At 29.0% G+C, this 16,873-nt stretch carries 15 protein-coding genes and 3 pseudogenes; 15 read left to right on the top strand and 3 right to left on the bottom strand.

What is annotated here, in order from left to right; all coding sequences use genetic code 11:
- Window positions 1–10 precede the first annotated feature (10 nt).
- Both KQS_RS14005 and KQS_RS07585 read left to right on the top strand, forming a co-directional pair.
- On the top strand, window positions 11–1,006 hold the full coding sequence (locus tag KQS_RS14005; protein WP_051149666.1) for an RHS repeat-associated core domain-containing protein: 996 nt from the start codon (window positions 11–13) through the stop codon (window positions 1,004–1,006).
- Window positions 1,007–1,009: 3 nt separating this feature from the next.
- Entirely contained in the window at window positions 1,010–1,270 is a 261-nt protein-coding gene (locus KQS_RS07585; RefSeq protein WP_014388607.1) for a hypothetical protein, read from the top strand.
- Window positions 1,271–1,392: 122 nt separating this feature from the next.
- Here KQS_RS07585 and KQS_RS07580 read toward each other — a convergent pair whose 3' ends face one another.
- Genes KQS_RS07580 through KQS_RS07570 form a run of 3 tightly spaced genes read right to left on the bottom strand, consistent with a single transcriptional unit; the run spans window position 1,393 to window position 2,249 of the window.
- Window positions 1,393–1,704 carry a type II toxin-antitoxin system RelE/ParE family toxin gene (locus tag KQS_RS07580; RefSeq protein ID WP_014388606.1) on the bottom strand — a complete coding sequence of 104 codons (312 nt, stop codon included), beginning with the start codon at window positions 1,702–1,704 and terminating at the stop codon, window positions 1,393–1,395.
- Entirely contained in the window at window positions 1,676–1,900 is a 225-nt protein-coding gene (locus KQS_RS07575) for a hypothetical protein (protein WP_014388605.1), read from the bottom strand. Before KQS_RS07575 ends, KQS_RS07580 begins: the two co-directional genes overlap by 29 nt.
- A 10-nt stretch (window positions 1,901–1,910) precedes the next feature.
- The gene (locus KQS_RS07570) at window positions 1,911–2,249 is read right to left on the bottom strand and encodes a helix-turn-helix domain-containing protein (RefSeq protein WP_014388604.1); all 339 of its coding nucleotides are present in this window, start codon (window positions 2,247–2,249) and stop codon (window positions 1,911–1,913) included.
- A 152-nt stretch (window positions 2,250–2,401) separates the two neighbouring features.
- Here KQS_RS07570 and KQS_RS14205 point away from each other — a divergent pair, with 152 nt between their 5' ends.
- From KQS_RS14205 to KQS_RS14550, 13 genes and pseudogenes are all read left to right on the top strand, one after another.
- Window positions 2,402–4,687, top strand: coding sequence for a toprim domain-containing protein (locus tag KQS_RS14205; RefSeq protein ID WP_014388603.1), 2,286 nt, complete (start codon window positions 2,402–2,404; stop codon window positions 4,685–4,687).
- A gap of 160 nt (window positions 4,688–4,847) precedes the next feature.
- Complete coding sequence (locus KQS_RS07555) at window positions 4,848–5,873, top strand: tyrosine-type recombinase/integrase (protein WP_014388602.1); 1,026 nt, start codon at window positions 4,848–4,850, stop codon at window positions 5,871–5,873.
- Window positions 5,874–5,920: 47 nt separating this feature from the next.
- The gene (locus KQS_RS07550; protein WP_014388601.1) at window positions 5,921–6,811 is read left to right on the top strand and encodes a tyrosine-type recombinase/integrase; all 891 of its coding nucleotides are present in this window, start codon (window positions 5,921–5,923) and stop codon (window positions 6,809–6,811) included.
- A gap of 663 nt (window positions 6,812–7,474) precedes the next feature.
- Complete coding sequence (locus KQS_RS07545) at window positions 7,475–8,320, top strand: hypothetical protein (RefSeq protein WP_157868407.1); 846 nt, start codon at window positions 7,475–7,477, stop codon at window positions 8,318–8,320.
- An 846-nt stretch (window positions 8,321–9,166) separates the two neighbouring features.
- Window positions 9,167–10,009: an RHS repeat-associated core domain-containing protein gene (locus tag KQS_RS07540; protein WP_041252042.1), complete on the top strand. Its 843-nt coding sequence runs from the start codon at window positions 9,167–9,169 to the stop codon at window positions 10,007–10,009.
- On the top strand, window positions 9,972–10,385 hold the full coding sequence (locus KQS_RS07535; RefSeq protein WP_041252041.1) for a hypothetical protein: 414 nt from the start codon (window positions 9,972–9,974) through the stop codon (window positions 10,383–10,385). Before KQS_RS07540 ends, KQS_RS07535 begins: the two co-directional genes overlap by 38 nt.
- A 456-nt stretch (window positions 10,386–10,841) precedes the next feature.
- A pseudogene (locus tag KQS_RS07530) lies at window positions 10,842–11,783 on the top strand (RHS repeat-associated core domain-containing protein); the annotation flags it as partial.
- Between the two features lie 870 nt (window positions 11,784–12,653).
- Window positions 12,654–13,367, top strand: a pseudogene (locus tag KQS_RS07525) (RHS repeat-associated core domain-containing protein); the annotation flags it as partial.
- A gap of 27 nt (window positions 13,368–13,394) precedes the next feature.
- Window positions 13,395–13,538, top strand: a complete 144-nt coding sequence (locus KQS_RS14395) for a hypothetical protein (protein ID WP_157868406.1) — start codon at window positions 13,395–13,397, stop codon at window positions 13,536–13,538.
- A gap of 28 nt (window positions 13,539–13,566) precedes the next feature.
- A complete protein-coding gene (locus tag KQS_RS07520) occupies window positions 13,567–13,929 on the top strand; it encodes a hypothetical protein (protein ID WP_157868405.1) in 363 nt (120 codons plus the stop codon).
- Between the two features lie 1,036 nt (window positions 13,930–14,965).
- Window positions 14,966–15,562, top strand: a complete 597-nt coding sequence (locus KQS_RS07515; RefSeq protein ID WP_157868404.1) for a hypothetical protein — start codon at window positions 14,966–14,968, stop codon at window positions 15,560–15,562.
- 102 nt (window positions 15,563–15,664) lie between these two features.
- Window positions 15,665–15,805 (top strand): abortive infection system antitoxin AbiGi family protein, encoded by a 141-nt coding sequence (locus KQS_RS14725; protein ID WP_084642285.1) that lies wholly within the window; start codon window positions 15,665–15,667, stop codon window positions 15,803–15,805.
- Between the two features lie 114 nt (window positions 15,806–15,919).
- A pseudogene (locus KQS_RS14550) lies at window positions 15,920–16,476 on the top strand (transposase).
- Window positions 16,477–16,873 lie beyond the last annotated feature (397 nt).

The following is a 16,873-nucleotide window of genomic DNA, read 5'->3' as shown; positions in this document are numbered from 1 at the left end:
TTATGTAGAAATGTATTATTACCATAGCGACCATTTAGGAACAGGAACATTTTTATCGGATACTTATGGAAATCCTTATCAATTTTTCTTAAATTTACCATTCGGAGAAACGATGATGGAACAACATAGTTATACAGGAGATTATACCAATAGGTATAAATTTAACGGTAAAGAACTAGACGATGAAACAGGATGGTATTATTACGGAGCAAGATACTACAACCCACGCACGAGTCTGTGGTTAAGTGTTGACCCACTAGCGGAGAAATATCCAAGCTGGTCGCCGTACTGCTATACAATGAATAATCCTATAAATTTAGTTGATCCTGATGGACGTGAACCAAAAGACCCTCCGAAAAGAGGCGTGCGCATTGTTTTGAATTTAGGTGGAGGTGCGTTAATAAATGCTGCAGCAGATACTAGAATCGAACAGATAAAAAAGAATAATCCTCATGATAAATTAATAGTAATAACAGATGACAATTTAGGAAATCTTAAATCAAATGTAGCAAGTGAACTTGCTAAAGCAAAAAAAGAAGGTTTTGGACAGACTTTAGAATTAGCTGTTTTTTCTCATAGCGCAGGAGATGGACCAATTGGTGGTTATTATGAAGATAATTCTAAAGATTTAAGTAAAGAGCCCGGAATGACAATAACTGAAAGAGGTCAAATGAGTAAGGAAAATTGGGGTGCAGTAGATTTTAATTTTAATAAAGATAATAGTATTGCGACTTTTTATGGGTGTAATTCTGCTTCTTGGGCAGAACAATTTTTCAATATTAATACTCAGGTCAAGCATACAGCAGGCAATTCAGGTCCTGCAATTGGAATGGAAACCACAAAAGGTGAAGTTGATAAAGCATTTTTTACAAATCAAGATGTTTATTTAAGAAGTTTTGATGATGAAACCAATCAAGTTTTACCAATGTTTTTATATACAAGAGGTCAAAATACTGAAAAAGAAGTGTATGGTAATCCAACAGTTAAAAGTAATCCAAAAAAATAAGGCATGAAAAGTTATTTTAAATTTTTACTATTTGTTACATTAATATATTTAAGTGTTTTTTACTTAATAAGTTTGAAATACGGTTTACCTCCATTTAATTTTGGATATACAATTGGATTTCCTACAATGTATTATCAATTTGAAACAAGAAATGATACACATCATGGTTTTATGGGCTTAATGAGTGTTTTTTGGAATATCTGTATTATTTCTGTAATCAGTTATTTGACAATGGTGATAAATAAAAAACTAAAGAAGCAATAGCACCAGATAACTATGGTTTTAGCAAATAATAAATGTTAAAATTTTGCTTTATTTTTTGCGAATAATTTAATAACTTTAAACTAAACAATAAAAGCAAATGCCACGAAAGTGGCATTTTTGTTTTATAACGGATATTTATCAGGATCTTGAGAAGTATGAAAAACAGAATAAATATACACTATATTTTCATTTTCATAAACTTCAAAAAACACTAGAAAAGGTAGTGTTTTAAATGGAATGGCTCTAATTTTTTTATATCTAAACTGAAAGAACGGATTTAGTTCTAAAGTGTCTAAAACTTGATTAAGTTGTAGTTTAAAGTTATATTCACCGTTTTCAGATTTACTGCTGTAGTATTCAATAGCTTTTTCAATTTCTTTATCTGCAATATCAGAAAATCGAATGCTATAAGTTGTATTTTCTTGTGATGTCATCTCTAGAAATAAATGTTTTTTTGTCTTGTTCTAATGCTTTATCTAATACTTTTTTTTGTTCTTCAGAAACTTCAAAAAAGTCTTCATTTTCATTAGGGATAATAATGATTTCAACACTTTTAGCGTTAAAATCTTTTGGAAGCGACACATAAAACGAATGGTCTTTTACTTCTATAAATTGTCTGATAGCGTTCATAATATTTTTTTTAAACTGAGAAAGCTTGTTTTGTTTTAAAGTTTTGGATTACGTTATCTACTAAAAAATATAAATGCTCTTTAGTGTTTTTATCCAATTTGTCTATGTCTTCTATGCGTTTCATTACTTCTTTATCGTAAGAAGATAATTCACCCTCACCAATTAAATAATCAACCGTTACATTAAATGTTTTGGCTATTTTAATTAATACTTCAATAGATGGTGTATTGGTGTTTCTTTCATAATTACCAATAATGGTTCTAGAAACATTAATCTTTTTAGCAAGTTCATCTTGCGAGAGATTAAATTGTTTTCTTAACTGTGTTATTCTTTCTCCAATGTTCAACATACTTGACTAAAATTAAGTTAAATGATGAATTTTGAACAAATTTAGGTAAAATATTTTGACAAAAGAAATATGTATTTGTTGTTTAAAAGAAAAACAATATATACATTTGCCAAACAAACTTGACAATGTTAAATTTTTAAAAAAGTTTAAGTATGGAAATATCAGAAATAAAACAAAACTTAACCATCGCCAACGTATTGCATTATTACGGCTTAAAAACCGACAAACAAAGTCGTTTAAATTGTCCGTTCCACCAAGACAAAACCCCAAGTTTTCAAGTGTATTACAAAACACAAACGGCATATTGTTTTAGTAGTAGCTGTAAAACCCACGGCAAAAGTATGGATGTGATTGATTTTATATTGCACAAAGAAAATTGCACTAAAGCAGAAGCCATTAACAAAGCCAAAGAAATTTTAGGACATCAGGAACCTAATAAAAAAGAACGCTACCAACAAGATTTAAGCAGAGAACAGTTTTTAACGAATATGTTTCAATATTTTAAAAATGCCATTAGTAACTCAAAACCAGCCAAAGAATATCTACAAAGTAGAAGTTTAGATTTTAAAAAAATAGAAGTCGGCTATAATGGTGGTCAGTTCCATCACGGAGCAAGAAAAGACGAAACCTTAATCAATCAGTGTTTAGAATATGGATTACTAATTGATAAAAATATTTTAGGTCGCACAGGCGAGAAAGCGTACGGCGTTTTTGGTAAATGGTCAATCTGTTTTGCTTTAAGAAATAGAGAAAATAAAGTAGTATCATTATACTTTAGAAGCACGTTAAACGATGATAAAGCCAAGCATTACTACTTAAAAAATCGACAAGGTTTATATCCCAATTATCCAAATGTAAATACTAAAAAACTGATTTTAACGGAAAGTATAATTGATGCAGCTTCATTACTTCAGATAAAAAATATTGAGGAAAATTACAGTTTACTAGCGTGTTACGGAACCAACGGACTAACGGAAGAACACATCAAAGCTATAAAAGAACTCAAACAATTAGAAGAAATCATCTTTGCTTTTGACAACGATACCGCAGGAAAAGAAGCTATTACAAAATATGCCAACCTACTTTTAGAAGAAGTACCAGGAGTAAAAATAAGCGTGTTAGAACCTATAAACAAAGACATCAACGAAACACTACAACTACACAACGAAGAAATATTTATTGAACTTTTAGACAAAAGACAACCATTTATTTTTTCAAATGAAAATAAAAAGGAAGAAATATCCACAAAGTTAGAAACTCCCCCTTTGGGGGTTGGGGGGCTTGACTTCTTAAAACGAAAACATCTACTAAAAAACTTAAATATAGAAATCGGCAAAGCAGGCATCGTTGGAGAAGAAAACAGCAGAATGTTATTATTTTTAATCATCATTAGTTATTTAAACAAAAGCCCATTACACGCACTAGTTCAAGGTTCCAGCGGAAGCGGAAAAACACATATAATCTCAAGAATTGCAGACCTTATGCCTCAAGAAGACGTGTTAAGATTTACACGAATTACAGAGAGTAGTTTATACAATTGGGGTGAGTTTGACTTATTCCAAAAGGTAGTAATTATTGAAGATTTAGACGGTTTAAAAGAAGATGCACTATATGCTTTAAGGGAATTTATAAGCAATCAAGTATTACGAAGTTCTGTAACTATCAAAGACAAAAAAGGAAACAATAAAAGCAGTCATAAAATAGTAAAAGGTCAGTTCTCCAGTTTATCAGCCACAACAAAAGGCGAAACCTACGAGGATAATATGAGCAGAAGTTTTTTAATTGCAGTAGATGAAAGCAAGGAACAAACCGCAAGAATAATCGAATACCAAAACAAACGCAATGCTGGAGAAATAGACCCAAACGAAAGTCAAAAAGCAATAGGATTTATACAAAGTATGGTAAGAAATTTAAAGGTTTATGAAGTTATAAATCCATACGCAACACAATTACATTTACCTGAAAAAGTCCACAAAATAAGACGATTAAACGAAATGTATCAAGCGGTAATAAAACAAGTAACCTTCTTAAATCAATACCAAAGGCGGATAGCATCCGCAGGCAATTATTTAATTACTGAGATTGAAGATATTGAACAAGCAACGGAAATATTATTTGAATCTATAGTTTTGAAAGTAGATGAATTAGACGGCAGTTTAAGACAGTTTTTTGAGAAGTTAAAGAAATATTTAAAAGAGCAAAGTAAAGAATTTACTCAAAGAGAAATAAGGCAAGAATTTAACATCAGTAAAAGCCAATGTTCAAGGTTTTTTATTCAGTTGGCAGAATTAGAATATATCACGGTAAAATACAGCGGAAATCTTCGGTTACAAAAATATAGAGTTGAATACTGGGACAATCATCAAAAGTTAAGAGCAGAGATTAAAGACTTCTTAATGAATCAGATACAGCAAATAAAGAATAGTGATAGTAAATGAATATGATTATGAGTTGGGACAATGTGAGACAATCTTGGGACAATAATTTTATGTTTAATATTTTTATTTTCAATTGATTACGTTTAAAAAAATGTGATTGTCCCAAATCCCAAAATATTGAGTAAGCAAAAGCATCATAAACCTTAAAAACATCGTAAGTATGGGTGCTCCAAGTAAACACAAAATCTACACGGAATACTACCAAACAGAAGCCATAAACTACAAAAAACATTTAGATATTTTAGGATTAAATCCCGAAACCACACAAGCAAGATATTTATATCTGAAGGAGTTTTTTAGTTGGTTAGAGAATGTGAAAATATTTGAAATAGAAAAAGTTACACCAAAAGAAATAGCAAACTATAACAACTATTTAAAAGAAAAAATTAGTCAAAGAACTAAACAAAAACTAAAGCAGAAATCTATTCATGATAATATGCGAAATCTTCAACAATATTTAGGGTATTTATTAGAATTAGGAAGTATAAAAAGCAGTCCAGCATCACATTTAAAATTTACTCCAATCAATGAAAAAGTAGAACGATTTATTTTTAACCAGAACCAAATACAAGAACTCTATAAAATAGCCAATTTAGAAGAAAAAGCGATATTAAATATTGGTTATGGTTGTGGGTTAAGAGTACAAGAAATGAGCGACTTAAACAAAGAAGATATTAGATTTAGTGAGAATTTAGTAATAGTTCAAAAAGGTAAAAACAGCAAACGCAGATTAGTTCCTATAAGTGATAAAATCAAAACAGAATTAGAAGAATTTATTTTTTCAAATGAAAATAAAAGAAATGAAGTTTTTCTACATAGCAAAGGACAACGAATGCAGTCGGGAACACTCAACAAACGATTAAAAAAGCTTATCCATAAAGCAAAATTAAATATAGATGAAACTCAATTAAACACCATCGGAATACATAATTTAAGACATAGCATCGCAACACATCTACTACAAAACGGAATGAAACTCGAACAGGTTCAAAAATTTTTAGGACATAGCCACATTGAAACCACAGAAATGTACACGCACGTCAGTGCAGACCAAATAAAAAATGTGGTTCGTGAACACCAAAAAGAAAGCGAAGCCACTAAAAAACACAGTGAACAAAGTACAGAAATTTACACACATATAACTCAAAATCAACTAAACGAGCTTGTTAAGCGAGTGGAATCTTGAACACCTATAAAAACAATAAAAATGAGTAAAAAAATTAATAACATGAAATGAGAATTGAAGAATATCTACAGAAAAAATACAGCAAAAGCACCTTATCCAGTAATCTATATTTGATAAAAAGATTTACAGATTACTACGATAAAAAAGCGCCAAAAGCCACATTTAAAGACGTTTTAAATTACATTGAACACTTACGAAAGAATTACGATTTAAGTCCAAAAACATTACGACATTGCTTGTATGGAGTAAAAATTTACTTCAACTATTTATTAGAAATTGGACAAAGAAAGGATCATCCTTGCAGTGAATTATTTTTAAAAGATAAAATAGATAGACAAATACAAGTCGACTCGCTTTATAGCCCAGAAACACTAGAAACCTTTTTTGAAACCTACCAAATTAAAAAGAAAAAGTATTTAGAAAATAGAAATAAAATTATCATTAGTTTATTGATTTATCAAGCCTTAACCGTCAAAGAAATAGCAGAATTAGAAGTTGAAAACATCAATTTAGAAAAGTGTGAAATCTACATCAAAGGAAGTGAAGAAGTTACTTCAAAAAGTCCACAAGCAAGAACATTACCACTACAAGCCAAACAAATATTATTGGTTTATAACTACTTAAATGAAGATAGAATTAAACTGCTGAAATACAATAATAAAAAAGAAAGTAGCATCTTTATTTTAGGACAATATGGAGAAAAAATAAATGCACACGGAATCAGTAAAATGATAAACGAACAAAAACCAAAAACCGAGCAAATACAACCAATGAAAATTAGACAATCTGTAATTGCCAATCTTTTAAAAAAAGAAAACGACACAAGAATAGTACAAGTATTTAGCGGACACAAACGAGCAAGTACAACAATCCAATACAAACAAACTGAATTTGAAATCTTGCAAAATGCTGTAAACAATTACCACCCAATTAGATAGAAAATAATTAAAGAAATAGGAACACCGCCGAAAAAGGCGGTTGAGTTATTTAGTCCCGCCCGTCCTGACTTCCCACCGCCATGCTGTTTTTTTGCCCACGCTCCATGTCCTTGTTTTTCCCACAGTAAGCCAATAAAAAAAGGATTTTTGTTTTTCCATTGCCTCGCTCACAAAATCTCCTTTTTTTATCCACTTACTTCCATCCCGAAGTTTCGGGACAATAAAACAAGCACTTCCCGAACGAAAAACAGCCCCAAGCTATATTTACATAATGCATCGAGCATTATAGTTCATAAAAAAGTGTTTATTGATTTTTAAAGGATTTTTTATGAAGCTATAATTTGCACTATGTAAAATAGCCGCACGCCAACGCTCCCACCCTGAAAGCGGTAAGTATTTTCATTTGCTCAATCGTCGCAAAACCTCTATTCAATTGAAAATAAAAGATTGTCCAACGCTCGAAAATCCGAAGCTTTAAATCTTTTTTTTTTCAATTGAGTACCCTTGACTGAAGAAGAATAAACAACAGTCCTAAATTTTGAAGTTCGTGCCTTAAATCCATCGGAAAATCGAAATATAGAAATGAACTTTTTTTTCAATTGAAAAAGAAAAATATTACTTTTGGAACAAATGGGATGTTTACAGCTGACATACGAACCAAAATTGAAAATCGTTCACTCGCACGAGGCAAAAGTTGTGCAGATGTGGTTAAGTGTTGACCCGCTGGCGGAGAAATATCCAGCTCATTCTCCTTATAATTATTGTTTTAATAATCCTATCAGTTATATAGACCCTGATGGTAAAGATCCAACGCCATTTGAAGCAGCTTTAATGGCATCACATGTCTATGATGGAAAAGTTAAATTAGAGGGTGGGTGGCAAGAATCTTTTTTATGGCAATATAATGTGGATGGAAATAATAGAATTGGATTAAAAGCAATGATGTATGAACGTATAAAAGAGGATGGTGTGAGAGAATACGCCTTTGTTTTTGCTGGTACAGAGGATATTGAAAAAGATGGAGTTGAAGATATAAAGCAAATAATAGGTAAATCGGAACAGTATTTAATTGCTGCTTTATTAGCGGCTAAGATGTCTGAATATATAGGGAGTGATAATTTAGTTTTTGTTGGACATTCATTAGGCGGAGGATTAGCTAATATGGCGTCATATTGTACTGGACGCTCTTCAATTACCTTTAATCCTGCATGGTTATCAAATCAAATGAAGAGAAAAGTAAAGAAAGCGAAACCAAAAAAAGGTAGTTACAATATAAATTATATCCATGAAAGTGATCCATTAAACAAATTACAAAAAGAAAATGCGAAAGGCGGTATTATTTCGCCATATGGTACTAATAAAATGATAGAAGGAGGGTTCTTTTCGAATATATTAACAGGACATTTAATTGGTACTATGCTTGAAAGAATGCAAGCAAACGGTCAGAATAAAGTTCATAAAGGAAACAGAGAAGATGAGTTAATTCATGCTTCTCCTAGAGATTTTTAATATGGGGTTAATAATTTTTTTATATTTAATATTTGTTGCGATAATTAGTTTGATATCTTTTATTTCACTTGTTTTTCAGATAATTAATACTGGAATTAGACTGAAAGATGTTAGTTGTGGTTTGATTTTAGGAACAGTTTTATATTTTTTAATTCTATTAACTTATATTTCACTTGATAAGGTCTATGTGTTGAGTCCATATTTTGTCTTCCCCTTTTTTATGATAATAATGCCTTATGTTTTTGGTTTATTTTTGGTTTTAATAAAATTAAAGTTTAAAAATATTACACATCCGATAATTTTAAATTATTGTGTGTGTTTTTCAAGTGGATTTATTTTGTTTTTTCCGAAATATACATTTCATATAATAGATTTATTTAATTTATCAAAGTGTTACTAATACAATGTTCCAGCTCCGCAAAGAGTTCTAATAAAAACTGAACAACCCGACCGCTCGGATTTCTCACCGCAACGCTAGCGCAGATTTGAAATCTGTGCCCACAAAGTGAGGAAAAATGAACTAAAACCATTCAGAAATTATAAATTAAAATAAGATTAGTTAACTAGTTCGCAAAAAATTAAACGGCATTGCTATATGATTCAGAAATGCCGTTTTTTATTAGTAAAAACAAAAAATCCTAACCGTTGAAAAGTTAGGATTTTGTTTATAAAATATTAAATTTGACAAACGTTCTTAAAAAATTAGAAGAAACCGTAAGGTTCATCGAACACAGATAAAACCCTTATTATCCCTTTGGGTTAAAACATCAGAATTATAACATTGATAGATTAGATTTTGATAATTTCCCTGAAACAGGAGTTGAAATTGTTCCTACTGATAATCCAATGTACAAGTACAAGTTCAATGGAAAAGAGTTAGACGAAGAAACTGGTTTCTATTATTATGGAGCAAGGTATTACAATCCAAAGTTTAGTGTTTGGTTGAGTACTGACCCGTTGGCGGAGAAGTATCCAGATTTTAATCCATATAACTATTGTATGCAGAATCCGATTAATTTGATTGACCCTGATGGACGATATCCTAGAAACCCAAGAATTAGAGGTTATGCTATAAATGTAATTGAAGTAAAATCTTATATTAAAGGAACTCAAACACCAAATTCATATAAATTTTCATCTTCAGCATCGCATTTACTTTCATTAGTTTCAGGTGTTAGTGAAAAATCTATTCGCAATTCTACTTTAACTTTTAAAAATTATGGAGGAGGTGCAATGACAACTGGTGATGATGCGATGCATAGTAATATTACTTATTATCATGTAAAAGCTAATTCTAAATATTTTTTAGAGTTAAGCGCTCATGAAGTAGGGCATATACCTCAATTAGATGATTATGGTGGAGCATCTCACATTGCAAGGTCTGTAGGTGCATATATAGTTTCTGGAATAATGAATCTTGATGCTATTAATGAAAAGGACTATCAAACTATTGTACACGATGATTCTCCATTAGAACAACAAGCAGATGTAGGTTCTAAAGTTTTTGTGGATTTTTCTATGTTTGTTGATAAACATTATGGAAATGGTAAAGAAAATATGATACAAAAATTATTTAATAATAAACATAATAATGATAAGGTTATCAATAGTAGAATTGATAAATGGTGGAAAGCATATAAAAGTGAAAAATATGAAAAAATTGATTATTCAGATGTTCCAAAGGATTAAAGTATTAATGATATTCTTTTTAGTATTATCGTGTCAATCAACTGATATTTATTTTGATATCAAATCACAATCTATTGTAAGTTGTAATGACAGAATTTTAAAAAGATTAATAATTGAGTGTGATAGTTTGAATCCTAATAATTCAGATTGTGTTTTTGATTTATCACTAAAAGATAAGAAAACTAAAGATAGTAGAATAGAAATTAATGAAATAGTAAAATTGTATAGAGTTAAAAAGAAGGATACTATTTTTTATCCAAATAATTGTTATAAAATTACATTTATAGGTAGTGGAGATGATGGTTATACAGAATTAAAAATTTGGTTCGACAGTTATGGCAAAGTTTATAAAACAAATAAATCAAACTGTAATTAATATTGTGCAAATGTTGTGGTAAAGTATAAGATTTGTTGATGTATAATTATTTAATATAACATTTCGGTAATGTTTTCAATTAGGACATAGCTTTCACGTACACACCCGACAATCAAAACCAGTAAGTGACAATCATAGATAGCTTACTGCTCGTATAATGTAAATTAAAACAATAATCCTAACCGTAAAAAAAGTTAGGATTTTTTTAATTTTTTATAAGAAGTATCTTTATCTGCTAATATAACCCTATGGCACGGATTTGCAATCCGTGCTTTATTTTCTCGTATAATCTAAAACCAAACAAAAAGAGCTATACTATTACCATAGCGTCCATTTAGGAACAGGAACATTTTTATCGGATACTTATGGAAATCCTTATCAAATGCTTTGCATTCATCGAACGCCAAAAAATATTAACCAGTGAGATAATTTTTCTTAAATTTACCATTCGGAGAAACGATGATGGAACAACATGGTTACACAAGAGATTATACCAATAGGTATAAGTTCAATGGTAAAGAATTAGACGAAGAAACTGGTTTTTATTATTACGGGGCAAGGTATTATAATCCAAAGTTTAGTATTTGGTTAAGTGTAGACCCACTAGCGGAGAAGTTTCCGAATGTAAATCCATATGTGTATTGTAATGATAATCCAGTGAATTTGGTTGACCTAGATGGAAGAGCTCCTTCAGATTGGATAAATTTAGGAAGTAGATATTTTTTTGATCCAAAAATTACAAGTTCAACAGAGGCTGTTACTAAATATGGATTTGGTGCAGTACATATGGATGAAGGTTCTAAATTGGTCGGAACTGTTAGAGGTACAAATGAAGTAATTTATGAATATACTTTTCATGATAATGGTACCGTTACAGATGGATTAAATTTAACAATAAATAGTTCAACAAATTTAATAACTAAAGGAGGTTCTACAATTGAAGCTGTTAATTATGATATGGGCAAAGGTATAAATGATTTTACCAAGTATCATGGTCTTCTTAATAGTTTTCAATCAGGTTATCTAACCTATAATTATGATAATTTAATTAGAAATCCTGATGGAACATTTAATATTAATAAATTTTCAAAGTATATTTCTATTAGAAATACTACTCAATTTGTTGGTGGTAGCTTAAATGCATTAAGTTATTTTGAAAGTGCTAATGATTTTTATAATCAGAATTACTTAAAAGGAACAACAAGTGCGGTTCATAATACTATTGGAATATATGCTTCAACAACACCAATAGGTGCTTTAGGATGGTATATAGGGACATCATTTGGGGAGAATTTAATAAATACAGAATTATACAATAGGATTATTTTTGGAGAAAATTCTTCAACTTATAGAAGTAGACAGTACAATTGGTATAAGAGTAAAATTTTAAAAGAATAGAAATATGAAGTTATTTGATATTATATATTTTTCATTATATAATGATATTGTTATTAATAAAAAAAATACAAGTTTTGGAGTGCTTTTTTTTGCTTCATTTATATATATGAATTTAATAAGCACATTTTTAAATTTATTATCCATTTTAATAGATTACAGAATATTAAAAAATGTAAGCTATAATTTATTTATATATATATTAATTTTTATTATTAATTATATAATATATGAGAAATTTAATAGAATAAAATCAATCAAAATTAAAGTAATTAAATCTTTATTTATAAATATTTTATTTTTTGTTTCTGCTTTTTTGTTTTTTTTTACTATTTATTTGAACAACGAGGTATTTAATTAATAATCAATAGAAAAGCTTGCGGAGAAATAAGAGAATTTTAATCAGTATTAGAATTGTAATGATAACGAATTAAATTTTATTAACCCTGACGGTAGAAAAGTTATGAATCCTGGAGATAGGTTTAAAACATTAAGAGAGGCGGCCCCCGCTACCCCGCGAATCCTTTCGCGTGGTATTAAAACTAGTATGTACCAATCATAACTTACTGCTCGTATAATGTAAATCAAAACAATAAATCCTAACTGTTAAAGTTAGGATTTTTTTATTTTTTATAAGAAGTATCTTTATCTGCTAATATAACCCTATGGCACGGATTTGCAATCCGTACTGTATTTTCTCGTATAATTTAAAACCAGATAAAAAGAGCTATACTATTACCATAGCGACCATTTAGGAACAGGAACATTTTTATCGGATACTTATGGAAATCCTTATCAAATGCTTTGCATTCATCGAACGCCAAAAAATATTAACCAGTGAGATAATTTTTCTTAAATTTACCATTCGGAGAAACGATGATGGAACAACATAGTTACACAGGAGATTATACCAATAGGTATAAGTTCAATGGTAAAGAGTTAGACGAAGAAACTGGTTTTTATTATTACGGGGCAAGGTATTACAATCCGAAATTTAGTATTTGGTTGAGTACTGACCCACTGGCAGAAATGTTTCCAAGTCATAATCCATACAATTATTGTATGCAGAATCCGATAATGTTGACAGACCCTGATGGAATGTCGCCAAAACCGCCAAAACTTACAGCAATAACTAATATAGCCAATGTTCTTAAAGGCAAGCAATGGGTAGATTACAGAAGTACTATAACAATAACAAAAACATTTCTTGGCTTTGAATATAGTAGAGAAAATAAATCCACTAAAGAAAAAACATTTCAGTGTGCAGATTATAGCAGATTACAAGTAGAAAAAGGTGGAGATTATACTGCAGTAGGTGCTAAAAGTAGAGTTGATATGTATGTTGAGAAAGGTGGAGATAAATCAAAGTTAGATTTACAAAAAGGAATAGATACTATTGTGGAGAATTTAAAAGAAGGTAAAGCTGTAATGGCTGGAGTAATGTATAATCCAGATAAAGAAACAGGAAATGCAAATGGTGCTACTAATCATTATGTTACAATAGTTGGAATGGGAAAAGATGAAAATGGCAATACTTATTTTTCATATTACGATAACTATTCTGACAATAAAGGGAAAAGTGTTTGAACTGATACAAAGAATAATAGATTTACATTGCAAGTTGATAGTAAGGGTAATTATTATTTTGCTGATGCTGATAACAATATACCTTTAAATGGAAATCAAAATAGACCATTAAATAATAAAGAAGGAAGACCTGCAAGATATATTTTAACAGAAGTAAGAGATAATGAGTAGAATAACTTTTAAATTAGTTTTTTTTGTAATGTTTTTTTTGCTATCATGTAAAGAAAATAATGACATTGATATAGTTGGAAATTATGAAATTGATAAAGTAATAGTTAAAAATCAAACCAATAATATTTCAGATTACAGATTTTTAAAAATTTATGCTAACAATACATTTGAACTAAATTATAATAAAAAAGATACAATAGCTCAAGTAAAAGGAATATGGAAATTAAAAAGGATAAATTCTGAAAAAACTTTAGTTGAATTTGTTTATAATAATAAGAAAATAGAAGGTGTTTTAGATGGAACAATTTTTTATTTTACTTATCCTAATGATTTTCATAATGGTAAATATGAAAGTATTTTATATGTAAAGCTTAATAATGTTCCAAATTAAGGTTAATGTATCAGACGTGTTGGTGGATAATTATTTGAAAAAACATTTCAATAAAATCAACTATTTATATTATTATAGTAATAAGATTAAAACAACCTTCGGGTTGTTTTTTTATTATTTAACATTTTAAATCGAATAAAATGGTTTTAATTGGGAGTTTGTGTTGCAGATGTGTTGGTGAATTAAATACATGATAAAATATGGTAAAACAAAATCAGGTAATCAGCGATATAGATAATCTCCCAATTAGGACATAACTTTATACGTCCACAAAAAAACAACAAACCAGTAAGTCCCAATCATAGATAACTTACTGCTCGTTATGTAAATCAAAACAATAATCCTAACCGTAAAAAGTTAGGATTTTATTTTATAAAAATCATGTGAATTATAGTCCTGATGGTAGTGGTATTCTTTTTTTGTTTGGAATAAGCAAGAAAAAAAGATTTAACGGACAGCAGTAACGTGCGTGTACTGAAAAGCTGTATGTTTGCTTCTAAGAATAAACAAACTCAATTGAAGCTTGAAGTCGGGTGACTTAGCGTAGCTGGGATTATATACAACTTATGTTAGTCCTTATGTGGTTATTGATGCAAACAACATTATAGTAAACATTACTTTAATGGTACGTAATGTGTTGTATCAAGATATGGTTAGCAAGAAGTTAGTATCTTTGAAGAAAATAATTTACTTTTAACAGCACCAAAAACCTTAAATTAGAAAAATAAAACCCAAAGCGTAATACAAATAAACATAAAGGATAGTGAGTATTTATTGCTTATGTGTCAAATTTTAATTAATTTGTACAAAACTAAAGGTTATTTAGTTAAAGAAAAATTAATAATTTTAAAACATTTGAGATTTAATTATTATGAGCGATAAAAGAAAAATAAACATTTTTTTAATTGTTTTTGGATTAATAATTATTCTAATTTCATTTAATATAAACAAATCAAATTCCATTTTTGGTTATATTTTGACATATGTGGGAATATTTTCAATAACAGTTACAATACCTGATTGGAAATTTCTTAGTGTGATAAAATCAATAATATTAATACCTGCTGGAATATTAATGATAATTGGTCCACTATTCAAAATTTTCTTTGTTTTTATTTATGCATATTTAATGCCCTTGGCATTATTTGCACTATTTTATAAATATGTACCAATATATTTCTTTAATTTAGATTTAACTTATGCATCAAATGTTTATCTTACTTTAACTACTACATTTATTTTTACAACACTTTTTAGTGAAAAAATAATGATTTGGTCTAATAAAATTATAAATAACGATAATCCAGAAGAGTTAGTAAATCTTTATCACAATCTTGGAAATCATTTAATAAATAAACAGAGAACGAGATATTTAATATTTTTTGGTTTTTTTCTATACTTGATAATATATTCTATTGCTTCTTTAAATGAAATAGAATTATTTAATATAGAAAATACTAATGTTGCTATAATGCAAACTTTCGGCACTTATATTGCATTTGACAGATTGATTAGTAATAGAGCACTTTTTGATTTTAAACCTAAAACATTTTTACACAAAATATCAAAAATTTGGGTGTTTGACTTTAATCCTAATAAAGATGAAATTAAAAACAATAATGAAAATAATTAATTGATGGAAACAAACATTAGTGCAAATACTTTATTTTAATTTACATACAATAAAAATTCATTATTAAGCATTTTAAAAAATGGTTTATATGTTTGTTACAGCTTGGAAAACTTTGAGAGTTTAATTAACTATAAAGCCGAAATTGTATTTCCAATGACATGCTTTTGTGATATTCCTTTTTCTCATGTAAGAAGGCATACAAATACTTACGGAAAATATGCAATTGGTATATCTAAATCTTGAGGTGTAAAAAATCAGATTAATCCAATTATTTTCCCCCGTTAGCTTGAGCCTCAAACTCGTGCCTAGAAAAATAATCAATATATAAAGTTTAATGTATAATTTAATTTTAAATTTTTGATTAACAAGAGTAGAAAATATAAATTTGGAGAAAAAGTTGGAGTTTATTTTATTTCCTTTGCTAATGTTTATTGGATAGATGCTTTTACTCGAGTTGATTATTTTGACACCCAAATAGAACTATTATATTTTTGTAGGAAAAATAAATAAATGGAAATTTATGAATATTGTATAATGCCAAGTCATATACATTTAATTTTTCGCTCTTAATTAGGTGATCCATATGGGTTAATTAGAGATTTTAAAGGATTTACCTCAAGAAAAATGCACAATATTATTGAAGAAAACCCTCAAGAAAGCAGAAAAGAATGGTTGATTTGGATGTTTGAAAGAGCAGGAAAGATAAATAGTAATGTTAAAGTAAGACGATTGTGGCAACAAAACAACAAACCAATTGAAATTTAGTCATTAAAATATTTCAACAAAAACTAAATTACATACATAATTATCCGTTAAAATCAGGTTTTGTAAACGACCCAATTGATTGGAAATATAGTGGTGCTAGAAATTATGGAAATAATGATCAAACCATTTTGGAGATTGACATGAATTAATTTGGCACGTGCATGATGCTCCCTCTAGCGGGGAATTTAGAGAAAATGTGAAATTTATAAATTGTGATTTAACAGGAGCAACTTTTCCATCGCCAATTCCTTCAAGTGTACAATTTATAAACTGCATAAGAAATAATTAAGAGATGCCTATTGTATTTTATGGGTAATAGTGAGTTTAAATTAGCTGCAATATATAAAATTAATTACAAGTGGAGAGGTTGACCTACAGTTCTTCTCTTAAAAACCGCTTTTATACGTTGTTTTCCTACTTTTATGCCTTTTTTTTACCCTTTTACGGATAACCGTAAAAAGAGCCTATTACTTTTCTCTATTTTTGAGATAAAGGACTTGTAATTTATTCTATATTTTCTTACTTCCTATACCCTTTTTAACTAAA

The sequence above is a fragment of the Flavobacterium indicum GPTSA100-9 = DSM 17447 genome, assembly GCF_000455605.1.
Lineage (GTDB): Bacteria > Bacteroidota > Bacteroidia > Flavobacteriales > Flavobacteriaceae > Flavobacterium > Flavobacterium indicum.
This window is presented reverse-complemented; position numbering and strand designations above follow the sequence as displayed.

Excerpts from the sequence above, each read along its gene's own strand:
- KQS_RS07540 (WP_041252042.1), top strand. The coding sequence starts at position 9,167 with ATGTACAAGTACAAGTTCAATGGAAAAGAGTTAGACGAAGAAACTGGT.
- KQS_RS14205 (WP_014388603.1), top strand. The coding sequence starts at position 2,402 with ATGGAAATATCAGAAATAAAACAAAACTTAACCATCGCCAACGTATTG.
- KQS_RS07575 (WP_014388605.1), bottom strand. The coding sequence starts at position 1,900 with ATGAACGCTATCAGACAATTTATAGAAGTAAAAGACCATTCGTTTTAT.
- KQS_RS07535 (WP_041252041.1), top strand. The coding sequence starts at position 9,972 with ATGAAAAAATTGATTATTCAGATGTTCCAAAGGATTAAAGTATTAATG.
- KQS_RS07570 (WP_014388604.1), bottom strand. The coding sequence starts at position 2,249 with ATGTTGAACATTGGAGAAAGAATAACACAGTTAAGAAAACAATTTAAT.
- KQS_RS07520 (WP_157868405.1), top strand. The coding sequence starts at position 13,567 with ATGTTTTTTTTGCTATCATGTAAAGAAAATAATGACATTGATATAGTT.
- KQS_RS07580 (WP_014388606.1), bottom strand. The coding sequence starts at position 1,704 with ATGACATCACAAGAAAATACAACTTATAGCATTCGATTTTCTGATATT.
- KQS_RS14005 (WP_051149666.1), top strand. The coding sequence starts at position 11 with ATGTATTATTACCATAGCGACCATTTAGGAACAGGAACATTTTTATCG.
- KQS_RS07585 (WP_014388607.1), top strand. The coding sequence starts at position 1,010 with ATGAAAAGTTATTTTAAATTTTTACTATTTGTTACATTAATATATTTA.
- KQS_RS07555 (WP_014388602.1), top strand. The coding sequence starts at position 4,848 with ATGGGTGCTCCAAGTAAACACAAAATCTACACGGAATACTACCAAACA.
- KQS_RS07550 (WP_014388601.1), top strand. The coding sequence starts at position 5,921 with ATGAGAATTGAAGAATATCTACAGAAAAAATACAGCAAAAGCACCTTA.